Raw genomic sequence first — 17,423 nt, 5'->3', positions numbered from 1 at the left:
TTTTTGGTGTTTCAACTCAAAGCTTAGTGATGCTCACGCGTCGCACGGAATTTCACGTCCGGCCAGCGCTCTTCCATCAGGGCCAGGTTGACCCGCGTAGGCGCGAGGTAGGTCAGGTGACCGCCGCCGTCCAGTGCCAGGTTTTCCACGGCCTTGTTGGTGAATTCCTCAAGCTTCTTCTTGTCGCTGCATTCGATCCAGCGCGCGGAATAAACGGTGATCGGCTCGTAGGAGCACTCGACCTTGTATTCCTCTTTCAGGCGGCTGGCGACCACGTCGAACTGCAGCACACCGACGGCGCCGAGGATGATGTCGTTGCTGCGTTCCGGGAAGAACACCTGGGTCGCGCCTTCTTCGGCCAGTTGTTGCAGGCCCTGGCGCAGTTGCTTGGATTTCAGCGGGTCTTTCAGGCGTACGCGGCGGAACAGTTCCGGGGCGAAGTGCGGGATGCCGGTGAAGCCCAGGACTTCGCCCTCGGTGAAGGTGTCGCCGATCTGGATGGTGCCGTGGTTGTGCAGGCCGATGATGTCGCCGGCAAACGCTTCTTCCAGTTGCTCACGCTCGGAGGAGAAGAAGGTCAGCGCGTCGCCGATCCGTACGTCCTTGCCGGTGCGCACGTGGCGCATCTTCATGCCCTTCTCGTACTTGCCCGAGCAGATACGCATGAACGCGATACGGTCGCGGTGTTTCGGGTCCATGTTCGCCTGGATCTTGAAGATGAAGCCCGAGAACTTCTCTTCCACCGGTTCCACGGTGCGCTCGTTGGCTACACGCGCCAGTGGGCGCGGCGCCCAATCGACGACGGCGTCGAGGACGTGGTCGACACCGAAGTTGCCCAGTGCCGTACCGAAGAACACCGGGGTCAGCTGACCGTCGAGGAACTCCTGCTGGTTGAACTCGTGGCAGGCGCCCTGCACCAGTTCCAGCTGTTCGATGAAACGCTCGTACTCGTCACCCAGGTGGGCGCGGGCTTCATCGGAATCGAGCTTCTCGATGATCTTGGTTTCGGTGCGCTCGTGGCCGTGACCGGCGGTGTAGACGATGATGTAATCGTCGGCCAGGTGGTACACGCCTTTGAAGTCGCGGTAGCAGCCGATCGGCCAGGTGATCGGCGCGGCCTTGATCTTGAGGACCGCTTCGATTTCGTCGAGCAGTTCGATCGGGTCGCGGATGTCACGGTCGAGTTTGTTGATGAAGCTGACGATCGGCGTGTCACGCAGACGGCAGACGTCCATCAGGGCGATGGTCCGCGGCTCTACACCCTTACCGCCGTCGAGGACCATCAAGGCCGAGTCCACCGCCGTCAGGGTGCGATAGGTGTCTTCGGAGAAGTCTTCGTGGCCCGGGGTGTCGAGCAGGTTGATCATGTGCTCGCGATACGGGAACTGCATGACCGACGTGGTAATGGAAATACCCCGTTGTTTTTCCATTTCCATCCAGTCGGAGGTGGCATGGCGGTCGGATTTACGAGATTTCACCGTACCGGCTACCGCAATCGCCTTGCCCATCAGCAGGAGCTTCTCGGTGATGGTGGTCTTACCGGCATCGGGGTGGGAAATAATGGCGAAAGTGCGGCGTTTCGCGACTTCGGCGGCCTGTTTGGTCATGGGAAATCGCCTGGCAGGTGATTCAAAAAAGGGCGCAGATTATAGCCCAAGTTGAGTCAATAACCGAACCGTTGAGCACATCAGGGGTGGCCAAATGCTGCCTTAGATGGGAACCTTTTAAAGCACGGAGACGTCCACTCCCCCGTAACGACCACTCGTCGGGGGCCTGAAACACCCGCATTTCAGCCTGACGAGGCTGTGCTCATGGCTCGATTGCAGGCCGTTTTACCGGCCTGTTCGAGCTGCTTCTCGCGATCATTTTTTCGCCAGCCAGGAATGGCGTTGCCACGCGAAAAAGTGTTCGCCGACTGAAAAAAGGAGTCCGCCTGTGGCTATTCGCTATGGCAAAGGGCTGATAGGAGGCGCGCTGGTAATCGCCCTCCTGGCCCTGCTGGTCCACTGGATCGGCATCAACACGATCGAACACTACCGCGACGATTTGTTGTTTTACCTGCAAGCTCATCTGATTCTCGTCCTCGCGTCCATGCTGGCCGCCCTCGTTGTGGGCATCCCCGCCGGCATCTTCCTCAGCCGCCCGAGCATGGTGGGCCGCGCTGAGCGCTTCATGCAGCTCTTCAACATCGGTAACACCGTGCCGCCTCTCGCCGTACTGGCCATCGCCCTGGGCATCCTCGGCATCGGCAGTGGCCCCGCGATCTTCGCCCTGTTCCTCGCTTCGTTGCTGCCGATCGTGCGCAACACCTACGAAGGCCTGAAAAACGTCCAGGGTTCGCTCAAGGAAGCAGCCGTCGGCATCGGCATGACGCCGTCTCAGGTGCTGTGGCGGGTCGAACTGCCAAACGCCGTGCCGATCATCATCGGCGGCGTTCGCGTGGCCCTGGCGATCAACGTCGGTACCGCGCCCTTGTCGTTCCTGATCGGCGCCAACAGTCTGGGCAGCCTGATCTTCCCCGGCATCGCCCTGAACAACCAGCCGCAACTGCTGCTGGGCGCGGCTTGCACCGCCCTGCTGGCGTTGCTGCTCGATGGCCTGGTGACGCTCGCCAGCCGTCTCTGGCTCGAACGCGGTCTGCGCCCGTCTTAAGCCTCGGCAAAGGAATCATCATGAAGACATCAAGCTTTTTACTAGGCTGCGTCCTGCTGTTCGCAGGATTTGCCCAAGCCGCGGAAAAACCGCTGATCCGCATCGGCGCCCGGGTGTTCACCGAACAGACACTGCTGGCGGAAATCACCTCCCAGTACCTGCGATCCAAAGGTTATGAAACCCAAGTGACCGCAGGCCTGGGCAGCAACCTTGCCCGCAGTGCCCAGGAAAGCGGTCAGTTGGACATGCTCTGGGAATACACCGGCGTGTCGTTGGTGGCCTACAACCATGTCGACGAAAAACTCGACAGCGAACAGTCCTACGCCCGAGTCAAAGAACTCGACGGCAAAAAAGGACTCGTCTGGCTCACTCCGTCGAAATTCAGCAACACCTACGCTCTCGCCCTGCCGAAAAACGTCGCGGATGAGTACCCGCAGATCAACACCATCAGTGAACTGAACACAGTGCTGCGCAAAGAAGCCGAGACCAACAATCTGGTGGCGCTGGATACCGAATTCGCCAACCGTTCGGACGGTCTGGATGGCATGGTCAAGCTCTACGACATGAACCTGACCCGCAAAAACATCCGCCAGATGGACGCCGGTCTGGTCTACACCGCCCTGCGCAACGGCCAGGTGTTTGCCGGCCTGGTCTACACCACCGACGGTCGCTTGAACGCCTTCAAGCTCAAGCTCCTGGAAGACGACAAGCATTACTTCCCCGACTACACCGCAGCGCCCGTGGTTCGCCAGGCTTACCTCAATGAGCATCCGCAACTGGCCGAACAACTCAAGCCCCTGGCTGAACTGTTCGACGACAACACCATGCGCGAGCTCAACGCGCGGGTCGATGTCGATCACCAGAGCCCTTCGGCCGTTGCCGCAGATTTCCTGCGCCAGCATCCAATCAAATAAGGAGGAAAAGCCATGGAATTTCTCAACGCCTTTTCCCACCTCGACTGGGCACAGGTCCTGCACCTGACCGGGCAACACATCACCCTGGTGGGCATCGCCGTGACCCTGGCGATCGTGGTCGGCGTGCCGCTGGGCGTGCTGATGACGCGCTTCCCGACGCTCGCCGGCCCGCTGCAGGCCAGTGCCACGGTGCTATTGACCGTGCCGTCGATTGCGCTGTTCGGCCTGCTGCTGCCGTTCTACTCCAAGTTCGGCCAGGGCCTGGGCCCGATGCCAGCCATCACCGCCGTGTTCCTGTATTCGCTGCTGCCGATCATGCGTAACACCTACCTGGCCCTGACCAACGTCGAACCAGGCATCCGCGAAGCCGCGCGCGGCATCGGCATGACCTTCGGCCAGCGCCTGCGCATGGTCGAGTTGCCCATCGCCGTGCCGGTGATCCTCGCCGGCGTGCGCACTGCCGTGGTCATGAACATTGGCGTCATGACCATCGCCGCGACCATCGGCGCCGGTGGCCTCGGTGTACTCATCCTCGCTTCCATCAGCCGCAGCGACATGTCGATGCTGATCGTCGGCGCCGTGCTGGTCAGCTTGCTGGCCATCTTCGCCGACCTGCTTCTGCAATGGCTGCAACGCTCGCTGACTCCAAAAGGACTGCTCAAATGATCGAACTTCAAAACCTCAGCAAGACCTTCCAAAGCAACGGCAAAGACGTGAAAGCCGTGGACTCGGTAAGCCTGACCGTCAATGAAGGCGAAATCTGCGTATTCCTCGGGCCATCGGGTTGCGGCAAAAGCACCACGCTGAAGATGATCAACCGCTTGATCAAGCCGACCTCGGGCAAGATCCTGATCAATGGCGAAGACACCACAGGCCTCGACGAAGTGACCCTGCGCCGTAACATCGGTTATGTGATCCAGCAGATCGGCCTGTTCCCCAACATGACCATCGAAGAGAACATCGTGGTGGTGCCCAAGCTGCTCGGCTGGGACAAACAGAAATGCCACGACCGCGCCCGCGAGTTGATGAGCATGATCAAGCTCGAACCCAAGCAATACCTGCATCGCTACCCTCGGGAGCTGTCCGGCGGCCAGCAACAAAGGATCGGCGTGATTCGCGCGCTGGCAGCCGATGCACCGCTGTTGCTGATGGACGAACCCTTCGGCGCGGTCGACCCGATCAACCGCGAAATGATCCAGAACGAGTTCTTCGAGATGCAACGGGCGCTGAACAAGACCGTGATCATGGTCAGCCACGACATCGACGAAGCGATCAAGCTGGGCGACAAGATCGCGATCTTCCGCGCCGGCAAGCTGTTGCAGATCGATCACCCGGACACCCTGCTGGCGCATCCGGCGGATGATTTTGTCAGCAACTTCGTCGGCCAGGACAGCACGCTCAAGCGCCTGTTGCTGGTCAAAGCCGAGGATGCGGCGGACAACGCGCCGTCGGTGAGCCCGGAAACGCCGGTGGCCGATGCACTGGAATTGATGGACGAGCATGACCGTCGCTACGTGGTGGTCACCTGCGCCGACAACAAGGCCCTGGGCTATGTACGCCGGCGCGACCTGCACCGTCAGAGCGGCACGTGCGGGCAATACCTGCGCGAATTCAACGCCACGGCGGCGTATGACGAGCATCTGCGCATCCTGTTGTCGCGGATGTATGAGTTCAACCGTTCGTGGCTGCCGGTGATGGATGCGGAGCGGGTGTTTCTCGGGGAAGTGACGCAGGAGTCGATTGCCGAGTATCTGAGTTCGGGCAAGTCCCGTGGGGGCAAGACCAGTATCGTTTCGCCAGCAGAGACTGCTGTGGCCTGATCCCTTCACTGATCGTTCCTACGCTGCGCGTGGGAACGCCTCCCTGGACGCTCTGCGCCCGCCCTTTGAGACGCGGAGCGTCTCTTGATGCATTCCCACGCGGAGTGCGGGAACGATCATTCAGGGGAACATCACACCGTCACACAGGTCCGTTACATCAGTAGTTGTAAGGGACCGCACGACGGATGCGTGCAAAAACGCGACATTTTTTGTTGATCTCAAGCCCCTCACGCCCTAAAGTTCGCGCCGAACGTCCATGCTGGAAACGATCCATCCGGCTCAAGTACTGACGACGAGACAGCAAGGCCAAGGGAAAGCAGCGCTTCCCATGGCCTTTTTGCTTTCGGCGACATGCCTTGGGAAGTAGGCGAACCAAAGTGGGGATACGGAGGACGTTCATTTGCACCCATTGATAATTTCAGTTTGCCAGTAGGAGTTCCCAGCATGTCGATCCAGGTCGAAGACTATTTCGCGCGCGAAACCTTCCAGAAAATGAAGGCGTTCGCCGACAAGCAAGAAACCCCGTTCGTGGTGATCGACACCGCGATGATCAGCCAGGCCTACGATGACCTGCGCGCCGGTTTCGAATTCGCCAAGGTCTACTACGCGGTCAAGGCCAACCCGGCTGTGGAAATCATCGACCTGCTCAAGGAGAAAGGCTCGAGCTTCGACATCGCCTCGATCTACGAGCTGGACAAAGTGCTGAGCCGCGGCGTCAGCGCCGACCAGATCAGCTACGGCAACACCATCAAGAAATCCAAGGACATCCGCTACTTCTACGAGAAGGGCGTGCGCCTGTATGCCACCGACTCCGAAGCTGACCTGCGCAACATTGCCAAGGCCGCACCGGGTTCGAAAGTCTACGTACGGATCCTGACCGAAGGCTCGACCACCGCCGACTGGCCTTTGTCGCGCAAATTCGGCTGCCAGACCGACATGGCCATGGACCTGCTGATCCTCGCCCGTGACCTGGGCCTGGTGCCGTACGGCATCTCCTTCCACGTTGGCTCGCAGCAGCGCGACATCAGCGTCTGGGACGCGGCGATTGCCAAGGTCAAGGTGATCTTCGAGCGCCTGAAGGAAGAAGACGGCATCGTCCTCAAGCTGATCAACATGGGCGGCGGCTTCCCGGCCAACTACATTACCCGCACCAACAGCCTGGAAACCTACGCTGAAGAAATCATTCGCTTCCTCAAGGAAGACTTCGGCGATGACCTGCCGGAAATCATCCTGGAGCCGGGCCGTTCGCTGATCGCCAACGCCGGCATCCTGGTCAGCGAAGTGGTGCTGGTCGCGCGTAAATCCCGCACCGCCGTCGAGCGTTGGGTGTACACGGACGTGGGCAAGTTCTCCGGCCTGATCGAAACCATGGACGAAGCCATCAAATTCCCGATCTGGACCGAAAAGAAAGGCGAGATGGAAGAAGTCGTCATCGCCGGCCCGACCTGCGACAGCGCCGACATCATGTACGAGAACTACAAGTACGGCCTGCCACTGAACCTGGCCATCGGTGATCGCCTGTACTGGCTGTCGACCGGTGCGTACACCACCAGCTACAGCGCCGTCGAGTTCAATGGCTTCCCGCCGCTGAAATCTTTCTACGTGTAAGTACTGCACGCAGAAATCAAAAATGCCCATGCTCTGTCATGGGCTTTTTTGTGGGTGATCTGTAGGAGCCGGCTTGCTGGCGATCAACGATCACGCGGTGGGTCTGGTTAACAGCGGCGCCTGAATTACCGGCAAGCCGGCTCCTACAGGGTCGAGGCGAGTTCGAGTTCAGTGCAGCGTCGGCGGTAATCGTCCGCCAGCACCTGGATGCGCGGATCGGTGGCGCTCATCAGCGCCTCGCTCGCCACCCGCAGAAAATTCAGGTTCCCGGTGATCAGCGCCGTGCGTAGCCAAACCAGCGCTTGATCGACATTGCCTTCATCAGCCAACACCGCTGCAAAGCTGAACTGCCCGCGAAAGTCCCCACCCTTAGCCGAACGCCGATACCAATCGCGCGCGGCTTGCAGGTCTTTCGCGCAGATCCGCCCTTCTTCCAGGTAGCGCCCCAGCAGGTTCATCGATTTTGCATGGCCCATTTCGGCGGCCTGTTGATAAAACCTCAATGCCTGTTGCTGATCCTCAAGCACCCCACGCCCGGTCGCCAGCAGGTTGGCGAAGTTGTACATCGCCCAATCCAGTCCGGCTTCGGCTGCGATGCGATAGTGCCTGGCGGCTTTCGCGGCATCGGCCTCGCAGCCCCAACCATGCTCATGACAGCGGCCGAGCATGTTGCGCGCCATCAAATGCCCGCGCCGCGCGGCGATGTCAAACCAGCGCACGGCCAGCGGCTGATCCTGGGCGATGCCCTGCCCGTCCAGCAGAATCTGCCCAAGCAACGCCTGGGCATCGAGGACATCTTCGCCGGCGGCCATCAAAATGGCTTGGGCCGCACGGGCCGGGCTTTCTTCGAGCATGGACTTGAGCGTATCGCCGTCGAGGATTTCCTCACGGCGCAATTGAAAACTCATACCTCGACCCAGCGCCGCAACAGGTTGTGATAGGTGCCGGTCAGGCGAATCAGCGAAGGGTGATCAGGCACATCTTCGGTCAACTGCCGGATCGCCCCGTCCATCTCGAACAACAGGGCACGCTGGCTGTCTTCGCGCACCAGGCTCTGGGTCCAGAAAAACGAAGCGTAGCGTGTGCCACGGGTGACGGCGTTGACCTTGTGCAGGCTGGTGCCGGGGTACAGCACCATGTCCCCAGCTGGCAGCTTCACGCGCTGGGTGCCATAGGTGTCCTGGATTTCCAGTTCGCCGCCGTCGTAGTCCTCGGGCTCGCTGAAGAACAGCGTGGCCGAGAGGTCGGTGCGCACCCGTTCGATACTGCCCTTGGGCTGGCGCACGGCGTTGTCGATGTGAAAGTCGAAACTGCCGCCGGCTGTGTAACAGTTCAGTAACGGAGGAAACACCTTGTGCGGTAACGCCGCCGACATGAACTGCGGGTTTTTCCACAGCCGCTCCAACATGGCCGCGCCGATCTCCTTGGCCAGCGGATGACCTTCCGGTAACTGCAGGTTGTGCTTGGCCTTGGCCGATTGATAGCCGGCGGTGATCTTGCCATCGGCCCAATCGGCCTGTTGCAGAGCCTCGCGAATGCGCTGCACTTCTTCTTTTTCGAACAAGCCGGGAATGTGCAGCAGCATGGGGGCAAGCACCTGAAAGCAAAGGGGTGCCAATGATATTGATTCTTATTGCCTGTGTAAAACCCGACAGACGAATGAAACAGCAAAAACCGTAAGGTTAAATTGTAAAGAATGTAAATTCAGTGCGAATAGTAATGTTTCGCAATTGATACGAATACGTGTTTACACTATATTCCGCCGCCTCAAATCCTTGGGGAGGGGAATAAAAATGTCACGTCAGCACCCACAACTACCGGTCAGTTCACCACGTCTGCTCGCCTCCGCCATTGGCGTGGCTATCACTGCCGGCTCTGCGGGCCACATGGTTTTCGCCGCTGAAAAAACCAACGAGAAAGCGCCAAGCAACACCATTTCCCTGGGCGCTACCGCAATCACCGGCGAAGCCCAGGACGAGACTTCCTACAACGTCGAGACAGCCTCCTCGCCCAAGTACACCGCGCCGCTGGTGGACACTCCGCGCTCGATCACCGTCATCCCGCAGCAGGTCCTCAAGGACACCGGCGCCCTGAACATGCAGGACGCGCTGCGTACCGTTCCGGGCATCACCTTCGGTGCTGGCGAAGGCGGCAACCCCCAGGGCGACCGTCCGTTCATCCGCGGTTTCGATGCCCAGGGCGACACCTATCTGGACGGCGTGCGCGATACCGGTTCGCAAAGCCGCGAAATCTTTGCCGTTGAATCGATCGAAGTCAGCAAGGGCCCCAACTCGGCCATTGGCGGTCGCGGCGCTGCCGGCGGCAGCATCAACCTGGTGAGCAAGAAAGCGCACCTGGGCGACTCGTTCGACGGTGGCTTTACCTGGGGTTCGGACCAGACCCAGCGCTACACCATGGACGGCAACTACCAGTTCTCCGACACCGCTGCCGGTCGTTTGAACCTGATGAGCCACGAAAGTAATGTCGCCGGCCGTGAAAGCGTCGATTACGATCGCTGGGGTGTCGCGCCATCGCTCGCCTTCGGCCTGGGCACCGACACTCGCGTCAACCTCGACTACTACCACCTGGAAAGCAACGACACGCCGGACTCGGGTATTCCCTACACCATCCCGGCCGGTGGCTCGGCTGCCCGCACCAAGTCCAATCCGGACAAGCCTTACGCCGGTGGCGACAGCAGCAACTTCTACGGCCTGACCGATCGTGACTTCCGCAAGGGTCGTACCGACACGGCGACCATCGCCGTCGAGCACGACCTGAACGACGCGCTGACCGTCAAGAACACCCTGCGCCACGGCAGCAGCATGCAGGACTACATCCTGACCCAGCCGGACGACAGCAAGGGCAACGTCAACAATGGCACCGTCTGGCGTCGGGCCAATACCCGTGTCAGCAACACCGATACGACCACCAACCAGACCGACCTGTTCGGTGACGTCTACATCGCCGGCTTCAAGAACAGCTTCGCCACCGGTATCGAGTTGAGCCGCGAGGAAAGCAAGAAGTCCTCGTACACCGTCAACACCGACACCACGCCTCTGACTCCGATTACACCAGCGACTCCATCAGGCTCCAACTGCAGCCCAGCAACTATCGGCGCGCCAAGTGGCTACAACTGCACCTCACTGTCGAACCCGAACCCGAACGATCCATGGAACGGTTCGATCAGCCGCAACTACGCCGGTACCGACACCACGGGTAAAACCTACGCGCTGTACGTGTTCGACACCCTGACGTTGTCCGAGCAGTGGCTGGTGAACATGGGCCTGCGCTACGACCATTTCGACACCGACTACAAGACCTACAACGCCGCCGGCACCACGACCTCCAAGGGCGATGACGTCAGCGAGTTCGTCACCGGTCAGCTCGGTGTGGTCTACAAACCCGCGGAAAACGGCAGCATCTATGCGTCCTACGCAACCTCCGCGACACCTCCGGGCTCCACGCTTGGCGAAGGTCAGGACGGCAACCCGCTGGGCGGCACCCCGGATCGCAACGGCAACCTGCTCAAAAGCGATTTGGAGCCGGAAACCACCAAGAACTACGAAATCGGTACCAAGTGGGATCTGCTGAACGATCGTCTGTCCTTGACCGCGGATATCTTCCGCACCGAGAAAGACAACGCTCGCGTCCAGGTCGATACCACCACGTACGAAAACGCCGGCAAGACCCGCGTCCAGGGTGTCGAGCTTTCGGCCACCGGCAAGCTCACCGACAAATGGCAAGTCTTCGCCGGTTACGCCTACATGGACAGCGAGCAGGTTGATGGCGGTCCGATGGGCGCAGCCAACGATGGCAACGAACTGCCTAACACCCCGAAAAACAGCGCCAGCCTGTGGACGACCTATCAGGTCACGCCGAAGCTGACCATCGGTGGCGGTGCGTTCTATGTCGACGACGTGTTCGGCAGCGTGGCCAATACCACCATGGTCAACGACTATGTGCGTTACGACGCGATGGCCGCCTACAAGCTGACCAAGAACGTCGACCTGCAGCTGAACGTGCAGAACCTGACCGACGTCACCTACTACGACAAAGCGTTCTCCACGCACTTCGCCAATCAGGCGGCGGGCCGGACTGCGCTGCTGAGCACCAACTTCCACTTCTGATAGGAATTTGCAGGAGCGAGCTTGCTCGCGAAAAACTCAAGGGCGACACGGGCTGCCAGACAGGCCGCGTTATCGTTGACGACCATCGCGAGCAAGCTCGCTCCTACAGACAAACAGACATTGGCGGTGGCCAGCCCCGTTCATCCAGATGAGCGGGGCTTTTGTGTGTAAAGGGAATGTTTCTCGACAACCCACGGCATAATGCGCGCCGTGATGATTATTTTTGAACGAACAAGGCGAGCGACGTGTTGAAGAAAACCCTGTTCCAGTTGCACTGGTTTTTTGGCATCAGCGCCGGACTGGTCCTGGCCCTGATGGGCATCACCGGTGCGACGGTCTCGTTCCAGGATGAGATCCTGTATGCGCTGAATCCTTCCGTGTTGCAGGTCCAGAAGCAAGTCGCCGGCGTCCTGCCACCCGCCGAACTGGTGGAGAAGATCGAAGCGACGACGCAAATGAAAGTCGCGATGCTCTCGGTCGGCATCGACAGCGACACTGCCGCCAAAGTGTTCTTCACCCCGCCGGCGGGTGAGCGTCGCGGTCCCATGCGTTACTTCGACCCCTACACCGGTGAACTGCTGGGCGACGCCACCGGCCAGGGCTTCTTTGGCCTCATGCTGCAACTGCACCGTTTCCTCGCCATGGGCGATACCGGTCGGCAGATCACCGGTGCCTGTACCCTGATCCTGGTGTTCTTCTGCCTGTCCGGCCTGTACCTGCGCTGGCCCCGCCAGTGGAGAAGCTGGCGCGCCTGGCTGACCCTCGACTGGAAGAAAAAAGGCCGCAGCTTCAACTGGGACCTGCACTCGGTTGCCGGCACCTGGTGCCTGGTGTTTTACCTCCTGGCCGCGCTGACCGGGTTGTCCTGGTCCTACGAGTGGTACAACAAGGGCTTGACCCGACTGCTCTCCGATTCGCCGCAGAACGAACGTGTGCGCGGTGGACGCGGCCCGGCGCCAAGCGGCCCGGCGCCGACGGCCAATTACTCGGCGATGTGGAGCAGCATCTACAGCGCCGCCGGTCCCGACCTGAGCTTCTACAACACCCGCATGCCGCCCGTGGCCGGGCAACCGGCGACCGTTTTCTACCTGTTGAAAAACTCGCCCCACGACCGTGCGCTGAACCAGATCAGCCTCGACCCGGTGACCGGCGCGATCAAGCGGCATCAGCGCTACAGCGACAAGAGCCTCAAGGCGCAACTGCTGACCAGCATCTATGCACTGCACGTGGGCAGCTACTTCGGCATCGTCGGGCGCATCATCCTGACACTCACGGCGTTGAGCATGCCGCTGTTCTTCATCACCGGCTGGCTGCTGTACCTCGATCGCCGGCGCAAGAAACGCCAGATCAAGGACGCCCGCAAAGGCCTGGCCCAATCCGGCAGCGACGCCCCGGCCTGGCTCATCGGTTTCGCCAGCCAGAGCGGCTTTGCCGAGCAACTGGCCTGGCAGACCGCCGGCCAGTTGCAGGCGGCCGGTTTGCCAGTGAACGTGCAGCCGCTGGCGGATGTCAGCGAGCAGCAACTGCAGGGTTCGAGCAATGCGCTGTTCGTGGTCAGCACCTTCGGCGACGGCGAAGCGCCGGACAGCGCCCGGGCTTTCGAACGCAAGGTGCTGGGCCGGGCGTTGAGTCTCGATAGCTTGAACTATGCCGTGCTTGGACTCGGCGACCGGCAGTATCAACACTTCTGCGGCTTCGCCCATCGCCTGCACAACTGGTTGGGCGAGCACGGCGGCAAGACCTTGTTCGCCCCGGTGGAAGTCGACAGCGGCGACCCCTATGCCTTACGCCACTGGCAGCAGCAACTGGGCCAGTTGACCGGCCAGGCGCCGATCGACACCTGGCAGGCGCCGCGCTACGACAACTGGACCCTGATCCGTCGGGAGCTGCTCAATCCGGACAGTAGCGGTTCGCCGGTGTACTTGCTTGGCCTCGCCGCCCCCTCCACCAGCAGTTGGCTGGCCGGTGACCTGGTGGAAGTGCTGCCACGCAATTGCCCATGGGCCATCGAGCATTTCCTCGACGGCCTGGGGATCGACGGCCGGGCCACCATTGAACTCGATGGCTTGTCGCAAACCCTGGAACAAGCTCTCGCCAGTCGCCAGCTGCCCGAGAACCGCAGCCATCTGGTCGGCTTGCATGCCCAGGCGCTGGTGAGTGCGCTGGTGCCATTGGCGATGCGCGAATACTCCATTGCCTCGATTGCCGCAGACGGCGTCCTGGAATTGATCGTGCGCCAGGAAGTGCATCCCGATGGCAACCTTGGCATCGGTTCCGGCTGGCTGACCGAACACGCCCCCGTAGGCGGCAGCATCAACCTGCGGGTGCGGCGCAATAGCGGCTTCCACCTGCCCAATGAACCGGTGCCAATGATTTTGCTGGGCAACGGCACCGGGCTGGCGGGCTTGCGCAGCCTGCTCAAGGCGCGCATTGCCGATGGCCAACAACGTCACTGGCTGTTGTTCGGCGAGCGCAATCGAGAGCACGACTACCTGTGTCGCGATGAGCTGCAAGAGTGGTTGATTGCCGGCGATCTCGAGCGCCTGGACCTGGCGTTCTCACGCGATCAGGCCGAGAAGATTTACGTGCAGGATCGCTTGCGTGAATCGGCCAGCGAACTGAAGAAATGGCTGGCGGAGGGCGCGGTGATCTATATCTGCGGCAGCCTGCAGGGCATGGCCGCGGGTGTCGACCAAGTGCTCAACGATGTGCTCGGCGCTGCCGAGGTCGAGCGCCTGATCGAACAGGGCCGCTACCGCAGAGACGTCTACTGACCCCCGCGCCCTGTAGGAGCGAGCTTGCTCGCGAAAGCGGTCTGACAGGCAACACAGATGTTGAATGTCAGTCAGTCTTCGCGAGCAAGCTCGCGCCTACAGGGCTGGTTGTAACGTCTGCTCGAACACCGCCACTCCCTCCAGATCCCGCAACACCACACTCAGCTCCCCGTTCTGCCCGTCGATGTTTACCTCGCCAAAAAACTGGAATCCGCCAAACGGCGACATGTTGTGCACCGGTGGCGCTTTCTCGAACACCACTTCGGGACCGAAGGTCATGTCCAGCGTGTCCGGGCCGAAGCTCCCCGCATTCAACGGCCCCGCAACGAACTCCCAGAACGGTTCGAAGTCCTGGAACGCGGCCCGGTCCGGGTGATAGTGATGCGCTGCGCAGTAGTGCACATCCGCCGTCAGCCAGACAAAATTGCGCACCTGCTGCGCCCGCAGGAAACCCAGCAATTCGGCCATTTCCAGCTCCCGCCCCTGGGCCGGTCCGGGATCTCCGTTGGCCACCGCTTCCCAGCGCATCACGCCGGGGCTGACCTCGCCATCCGGTGCGCCCAGGCCAATCGACATGTCGGCGGCAATGACTCTCCACTGGGCCCTGGACGCTTTCAACGAAGCCTTCAGCCAGTCCAGTTGTTCGCGCCCTAGAAACGGCTTGGCATCACCAAGATTGGCGTCATTGGCCCCGCGATAACTGCGCATGTCGAGCACGAACACATCGAGCAACGGCCCGTAACTGAGCTGGCGATAAATCCGTTTGCCACCCTCGGCGCTCTGCCAACGCATCGGCGCATATTCAAGCCAGGCCTGACGTCCGCGATTGACCAGGCTGTGGATATCTTTGAGGGTGTAGCGCTGATCCAGCAACTTCCCTGGTGACCAGTTGTTCACCACTTCGTGGTCATCCCATTGCCAGATCTGCGGGACCTCGGCGTTAAAGCGGCGGACATGTTCATCCATCAGGTTGTAACGGTAATTGCCACGAAAATCGTCGAGGCTTTCGGCGACCTTGCTCTTCGCCTCGCTGGTGATGTTGCGCCACACCCGGCCGCTCTCGGTGGTGAGTTGCGCCGGTATGGGGCCGTCGGCGTAGATGGTGTCGCCGCTGTGGATAAAGAAGTCCGGCAGGCGCAGGCGCATGGCTTCGTAGATGCGCATGCCGCCGATGTCCGGGTTGATACCGTAGCCCTGGCCGGCGGTGTCGCCGCTCCAGACGAAGCGAACATCGCGGCGGGTCTGGGGCACGCTGCGCAGGTGGCCGAACCAGGGTTCGCTGGCGACGCCGCTCTGGGCGTCTTCGAATTGCACGCGGTAGAAAATCGCCTGGTCGGCGGGCAGCCCGGTGAGTTCGACCCGCGCCGTGAAGTCGCTGCGGGCGTCTGTCAGCGCCGAGACCAATCGCCGGGGGTTGGGAAAGAGGCTGCGGGTGTCCCACTCCACCACCATGCGTGCAGGGCGGTCGCAGCGGCTCCAAATGATCGCTTTATCGCCCAGCAAGTCGCCGGACTGCACGCCATCGGTGAGTTGCGGACGATCCTTGACCGAGGCGATCACCGCCGGAGCCAGGCCTGGCATCAGCAAGCCGGCACCGACGGCTTGCATGACACGCCGGCGACCGAGGTCAAATTCGCTCATGGTGTTCTCCCTGAAAAAAGGAAAACCAAATCACCGCAGATCCTTGTGGGAGCGGGCTTGCTCGCGAAAGCGGCCTTGCAGCCACATCAATGTTGACTGATGCGCCGCCATCGCGAGCAAGCTTGCTCCTACAGGGTCTTGGGGGTGTCAGGCGCTGACGGGTTCTACCGCCAACTCCACCACCTCCGGCCGCTTGACCAGCGCATATACCACCGCCGTCAACAAACTCCCCGCAACAATCGCCAGCAGATACAGCAGCGCATGGTTGATCGCATTCGGGATCGCCAACACGAACAACCCTCCGTGGGGCGCCATCAACTTGCAGCCGAAATACATCGACAAGGCACCGGTCAGCGCACCGCCGGCAATGCTCGCCGGGATCACCCGCAGCGGGTCTTTCGCGGCAAAGGGAATCGCGCCTTCGGAGATAAAGCACAGCCCCAGCACCAGCGCCGCTTTACCCGCCTCGCGCTCGGTCTGGGCGAACTTGCGCCGGGCGATGAAGGTGGCGATGCCCAGGCCGATCGGTGGCACCATGCCGGCGGCCATGGTCGCCGCCATCGGTGCATAACTCTGCGACGCCAGCAACCCGACCGAGAACGCATACGCGGCCTTGTTGATCGGCCCGCCAAGGTCGACACACATCATGCCGCCCAGCAGCACACCGAGCAGAATCGCGTTGGTGGTGCCCATGCTGTCGAGGAAGTGTGTAAGCCCGCCGAGCATGCCCGCCACCGGCTTGCCAACCACGTAGATCATCACCAGGCCGGTGAACAGGCTCGCCAGCAACGGGATGATCAGAATAGGTTTCAGCGCCTCGAGACTCTGTGGCAACCGTGCATAACGATTGATCGCCTGGGCCGCGTAACCGGCGATAAACCCGGCAATGATCCCGCCAATAAACCCGGCGCCCAGGGTGCTCGCCAGCAGCCCGCCGATCATCCCCGGCGCCAGGCCAGGGCGGTCGGCAATGGAGTAGGCGATATAGCCCGCCAACAGCGGCACCATCAGCTTGAACGCGGTCTCGCCGCCGATTTGCATCAGTGCAGCGGCGAGTGTCCCCTCTTCCTTGAACGCGGTGATGCCGAACACGAAAGACAGGGCGATCATCAGGCCGCCCGCCACTACCATTGGCAGCATGAACGACACGCCGGTGAGCAGGTGCTTGTAGACCCCGGTCTTCTCTTGCCTGGCCGGTCCCTTGGCACCGGTCGAAGCGGTTTCCTGCTTGCCTTCGGCCAGCGCTTTTTTCAGCGTCGCCTCGGCCTGCTTGAGGGCAATGCCGGTGCCGCAGCGGTAAATCTTCTTGCCGGCAAAACGTTCGGTGGCAACTTCGATGTCCGCCGCCAGCAGCACCACATCGGCGTCGGCAATCGCTTCGGCGCTCAGCGGATTGCGGGCGCCGACCGAGCCCTGGGTTTCCACTTGCAGGTCGTAGCCCAGACGCTTGGCTGCCTGCTGCAAGGCTTCGGCGGCCATGAAGGTGTGGGCAACCCCCGTCGGACATGCCGTCACGGCAACCAGTCGCGGCGCGTTCTTGGCCACAGCAACCGGCTCGACCACGGCATCAGGCGCGACATACACCTGAGCGTCTTCAGCACCACGGCGCAACACCGCTTCAACATCCTGCAGCGCTTGGGCAGGCGTGCTCTGGAACAATCGTTTGCCGACGAAACGCGACATATCCACAGGCACGCTGGTCACCAGCAACACCCACTCGGCCGCGTCGATCGTTGCCGCCGACAATTGGCGCTCGGGGTGCGCCGTATCAATGATTTCGACGCTCGTGCTCCAGCCCTGACGCTGGGCTGCTGCCTCGAGCAAACGGGCACACAGCACACTGGTGACCATGGCGCTCGGGCAGGCAGTAACAATGGCTAACTTCAT

12 protein-coding genes are annotated in these 17,423 nt (G+C 61.1%); 7 read left to right on the top strand and 5 right to left on the bottom strand.

Going from position 1 to position 17,423, the window contains the following annotated elements:
- Positions 1–23 precede the first annotated feature (23 nt).
- Entirely contained in the window at positions 24–1,607 is a 1,584-nt protein-coding gene (locus BKX96_RS00510; protein WP_046820592.1) for a peptide chain release factor 3, read from the bottom strand.
- A 328-nt stretch (positions 1,608–1,935) separates the two neighbouring features.
- Between BKX96_RS00510 and BKX96_RS00505 the strand changes: the two genes are divergently transcribed.
- From BKX96_RS00505 to BKX96_RS00485, 5 genes are all read left to right on the top strand, one after another.
- Positions 1,936–2,652, top strand: a complete 717-nt coding sequence (locus BKX96_RS00505) for an ABC transporter permease (protein ID WP_046820593.1) — start codon at positions 1,936–1,938, stop codon at positions 2,650–2,652.
- A 20-nt stretch (positions 2,653–2,672) separates the two neighbouring features.
- Positions 2,673–3,566: a glycine betaine ABC transporter substrate-binding protein gene (locus tag BKX96_RS00500; protein ID WP_046820594.1), complete on the top strand. Its 894-nt coding sequence runs from the start codon at positions 2,673–2,675 to the stop codon at positions 3,564–3,566.
- Positions 3,567–3,578: 12 nt separating this feature from the next.
- Positions 3,579–4,232: an ABC transporter permease gene (locus BKX96_RS00495; RefSeq protein ID WP_046820595.1), complete on the top strand. Its 654-nt coding sequence runs from the start codon at positions 3,579–3,581 to the stop codon at positions 4,230–4,232.
- Complete coding sequence (locus tag BKX96_RS00490) at positions 4,229–5,386, top strand: osmoprotectant ABC transporter ATP-binding protein OsmV (protein WP_046820596.1); 1,158 nt, start codon at positions 4,229–4,231, stop codon at positions 5,384–5,386. Before BKX96_RS00495 ends, BKX96_RS00490 begins: the two co-directional genes overlap by 4 nt.
- 444 nt (positions 5,387–5,830) lie before the next feature.
- Positions 5,831–6,994, top strand: coding sequence for a type III PLP-dependent enzyme (locus tag BKX96_RS00485; RefSeq protein ID WP_046820597.1), 1,164 nt, complete (start codon positions 5,831–5,833; stop codon positions 6,992–6,994).
- 143 nt (positions 6,995–7,137) lie between these two features.
- On the opposite strand, the gene BKX96_RS00480 is transcribed toward BKX96_RS00485, so the two are convergent.
- Together BKX96_RS00480 and BKX96_RS00475 are read right to left on the bottom strand one after the other, a co-directional pair.
- Positions 7,138–7,902, bottom strand: coding sequence for a tetratricopeptide repeat protein (locus tag BKX96_RS00480; protein ID WP_046820598.1), 765 nt, complete (start codon positions 7,900–7,902; stop codon positions 7,138–7,140).
- Positions 7,899–8,579: a Fe2+-dependent dioxygenase gene (locus BKX96_RS00475; RefSeq protein ID WP_046820599.1), complete on the bottom strand. Its 681-nt coding sequence runs from the start codon at positions 8,577–8,579 to the stop codon at positions 7,899–7,901. Before BKX96_RS00475 ends, BKX96_RS00480 begins: the two co-directional genes overlap by 4 nt.
- A gap of 208 nt (positions 8,580–8,787) precedes the next feature.
- Between BKX96_RS00475 and BKX96_RS00470 the strand changes: the two genes are divergently transcribed.
- A complete protein-coding gene (locus tag BKX96_RS00470) occupies positions 8,788–11,121 on the top strand; it encodes a TonB-dependent receptor (RefSeq protein WP_046820600.1) in 2,334 nt (777 codons plus the stop codon).
- A 245-nt stretch (positions 11,122–11,366) separates the two neighbouring features.
- Complete coding sequence (locus BKX96_RS00465) at positions 11,367–13,895, top strand: PepSY domain-containing protein (RefSeq protein ID WP_077182432.1); 2,529 nt, start codon at positions 11,367–11,369, stop codon at positions 13,893–13,895.
- Positions 13,896–13,991: 96 nt separating this feature from the next.
- Here the strand turns inward: BKX96_RS00465 and BKX96_RS00460 are convergent, their stop codons facing one another.
- Both BKX96_RS00460 and BKX96_RS00455 read right to left on the bottom strand, forming a co-directional pair.
- Positions 13,992–15,536, bottom strand: a complete 1,545-nt coding sequence (locus BKX96_RS00460; RefSeq protein WP_077182431.1) for an alkaline phosphatase D family protein — start codon at positions 15,534–15,536, stop codon at positions 13,992–13,994.
- A 147-nt stretch (positions 15,537–15,683) separates the two neighbouring features.
- Positions 15,684–17,423 carry a PTS fructose-like transporter subunit IIB gene (locus BKX96_RS00455; protein WP_046820603.1) on the bottom strand — a complete coding sequence of 580 codons (1,740 nt, stop codon included), beginning with the start codon at positions 17,421–17,423 and terminating at the stop codon, positions 15,684–15,686.

The organism is Pseudomonas putida (genome assembly GCF_001976065.1).
In the GTDB taxonomy this organism is placed as follows: Bacteria; Pseudomonadota; Gammaproteobacteria; order Pseudomonadales; family Pseudomonadaceae; genus Aquipseudomonas; species Aquipseudomonas serbica.
Note: the sequence above shows the minus strand (reverse complement) of the source record. Positions and strands in the feature narration are given on the sequence as shown.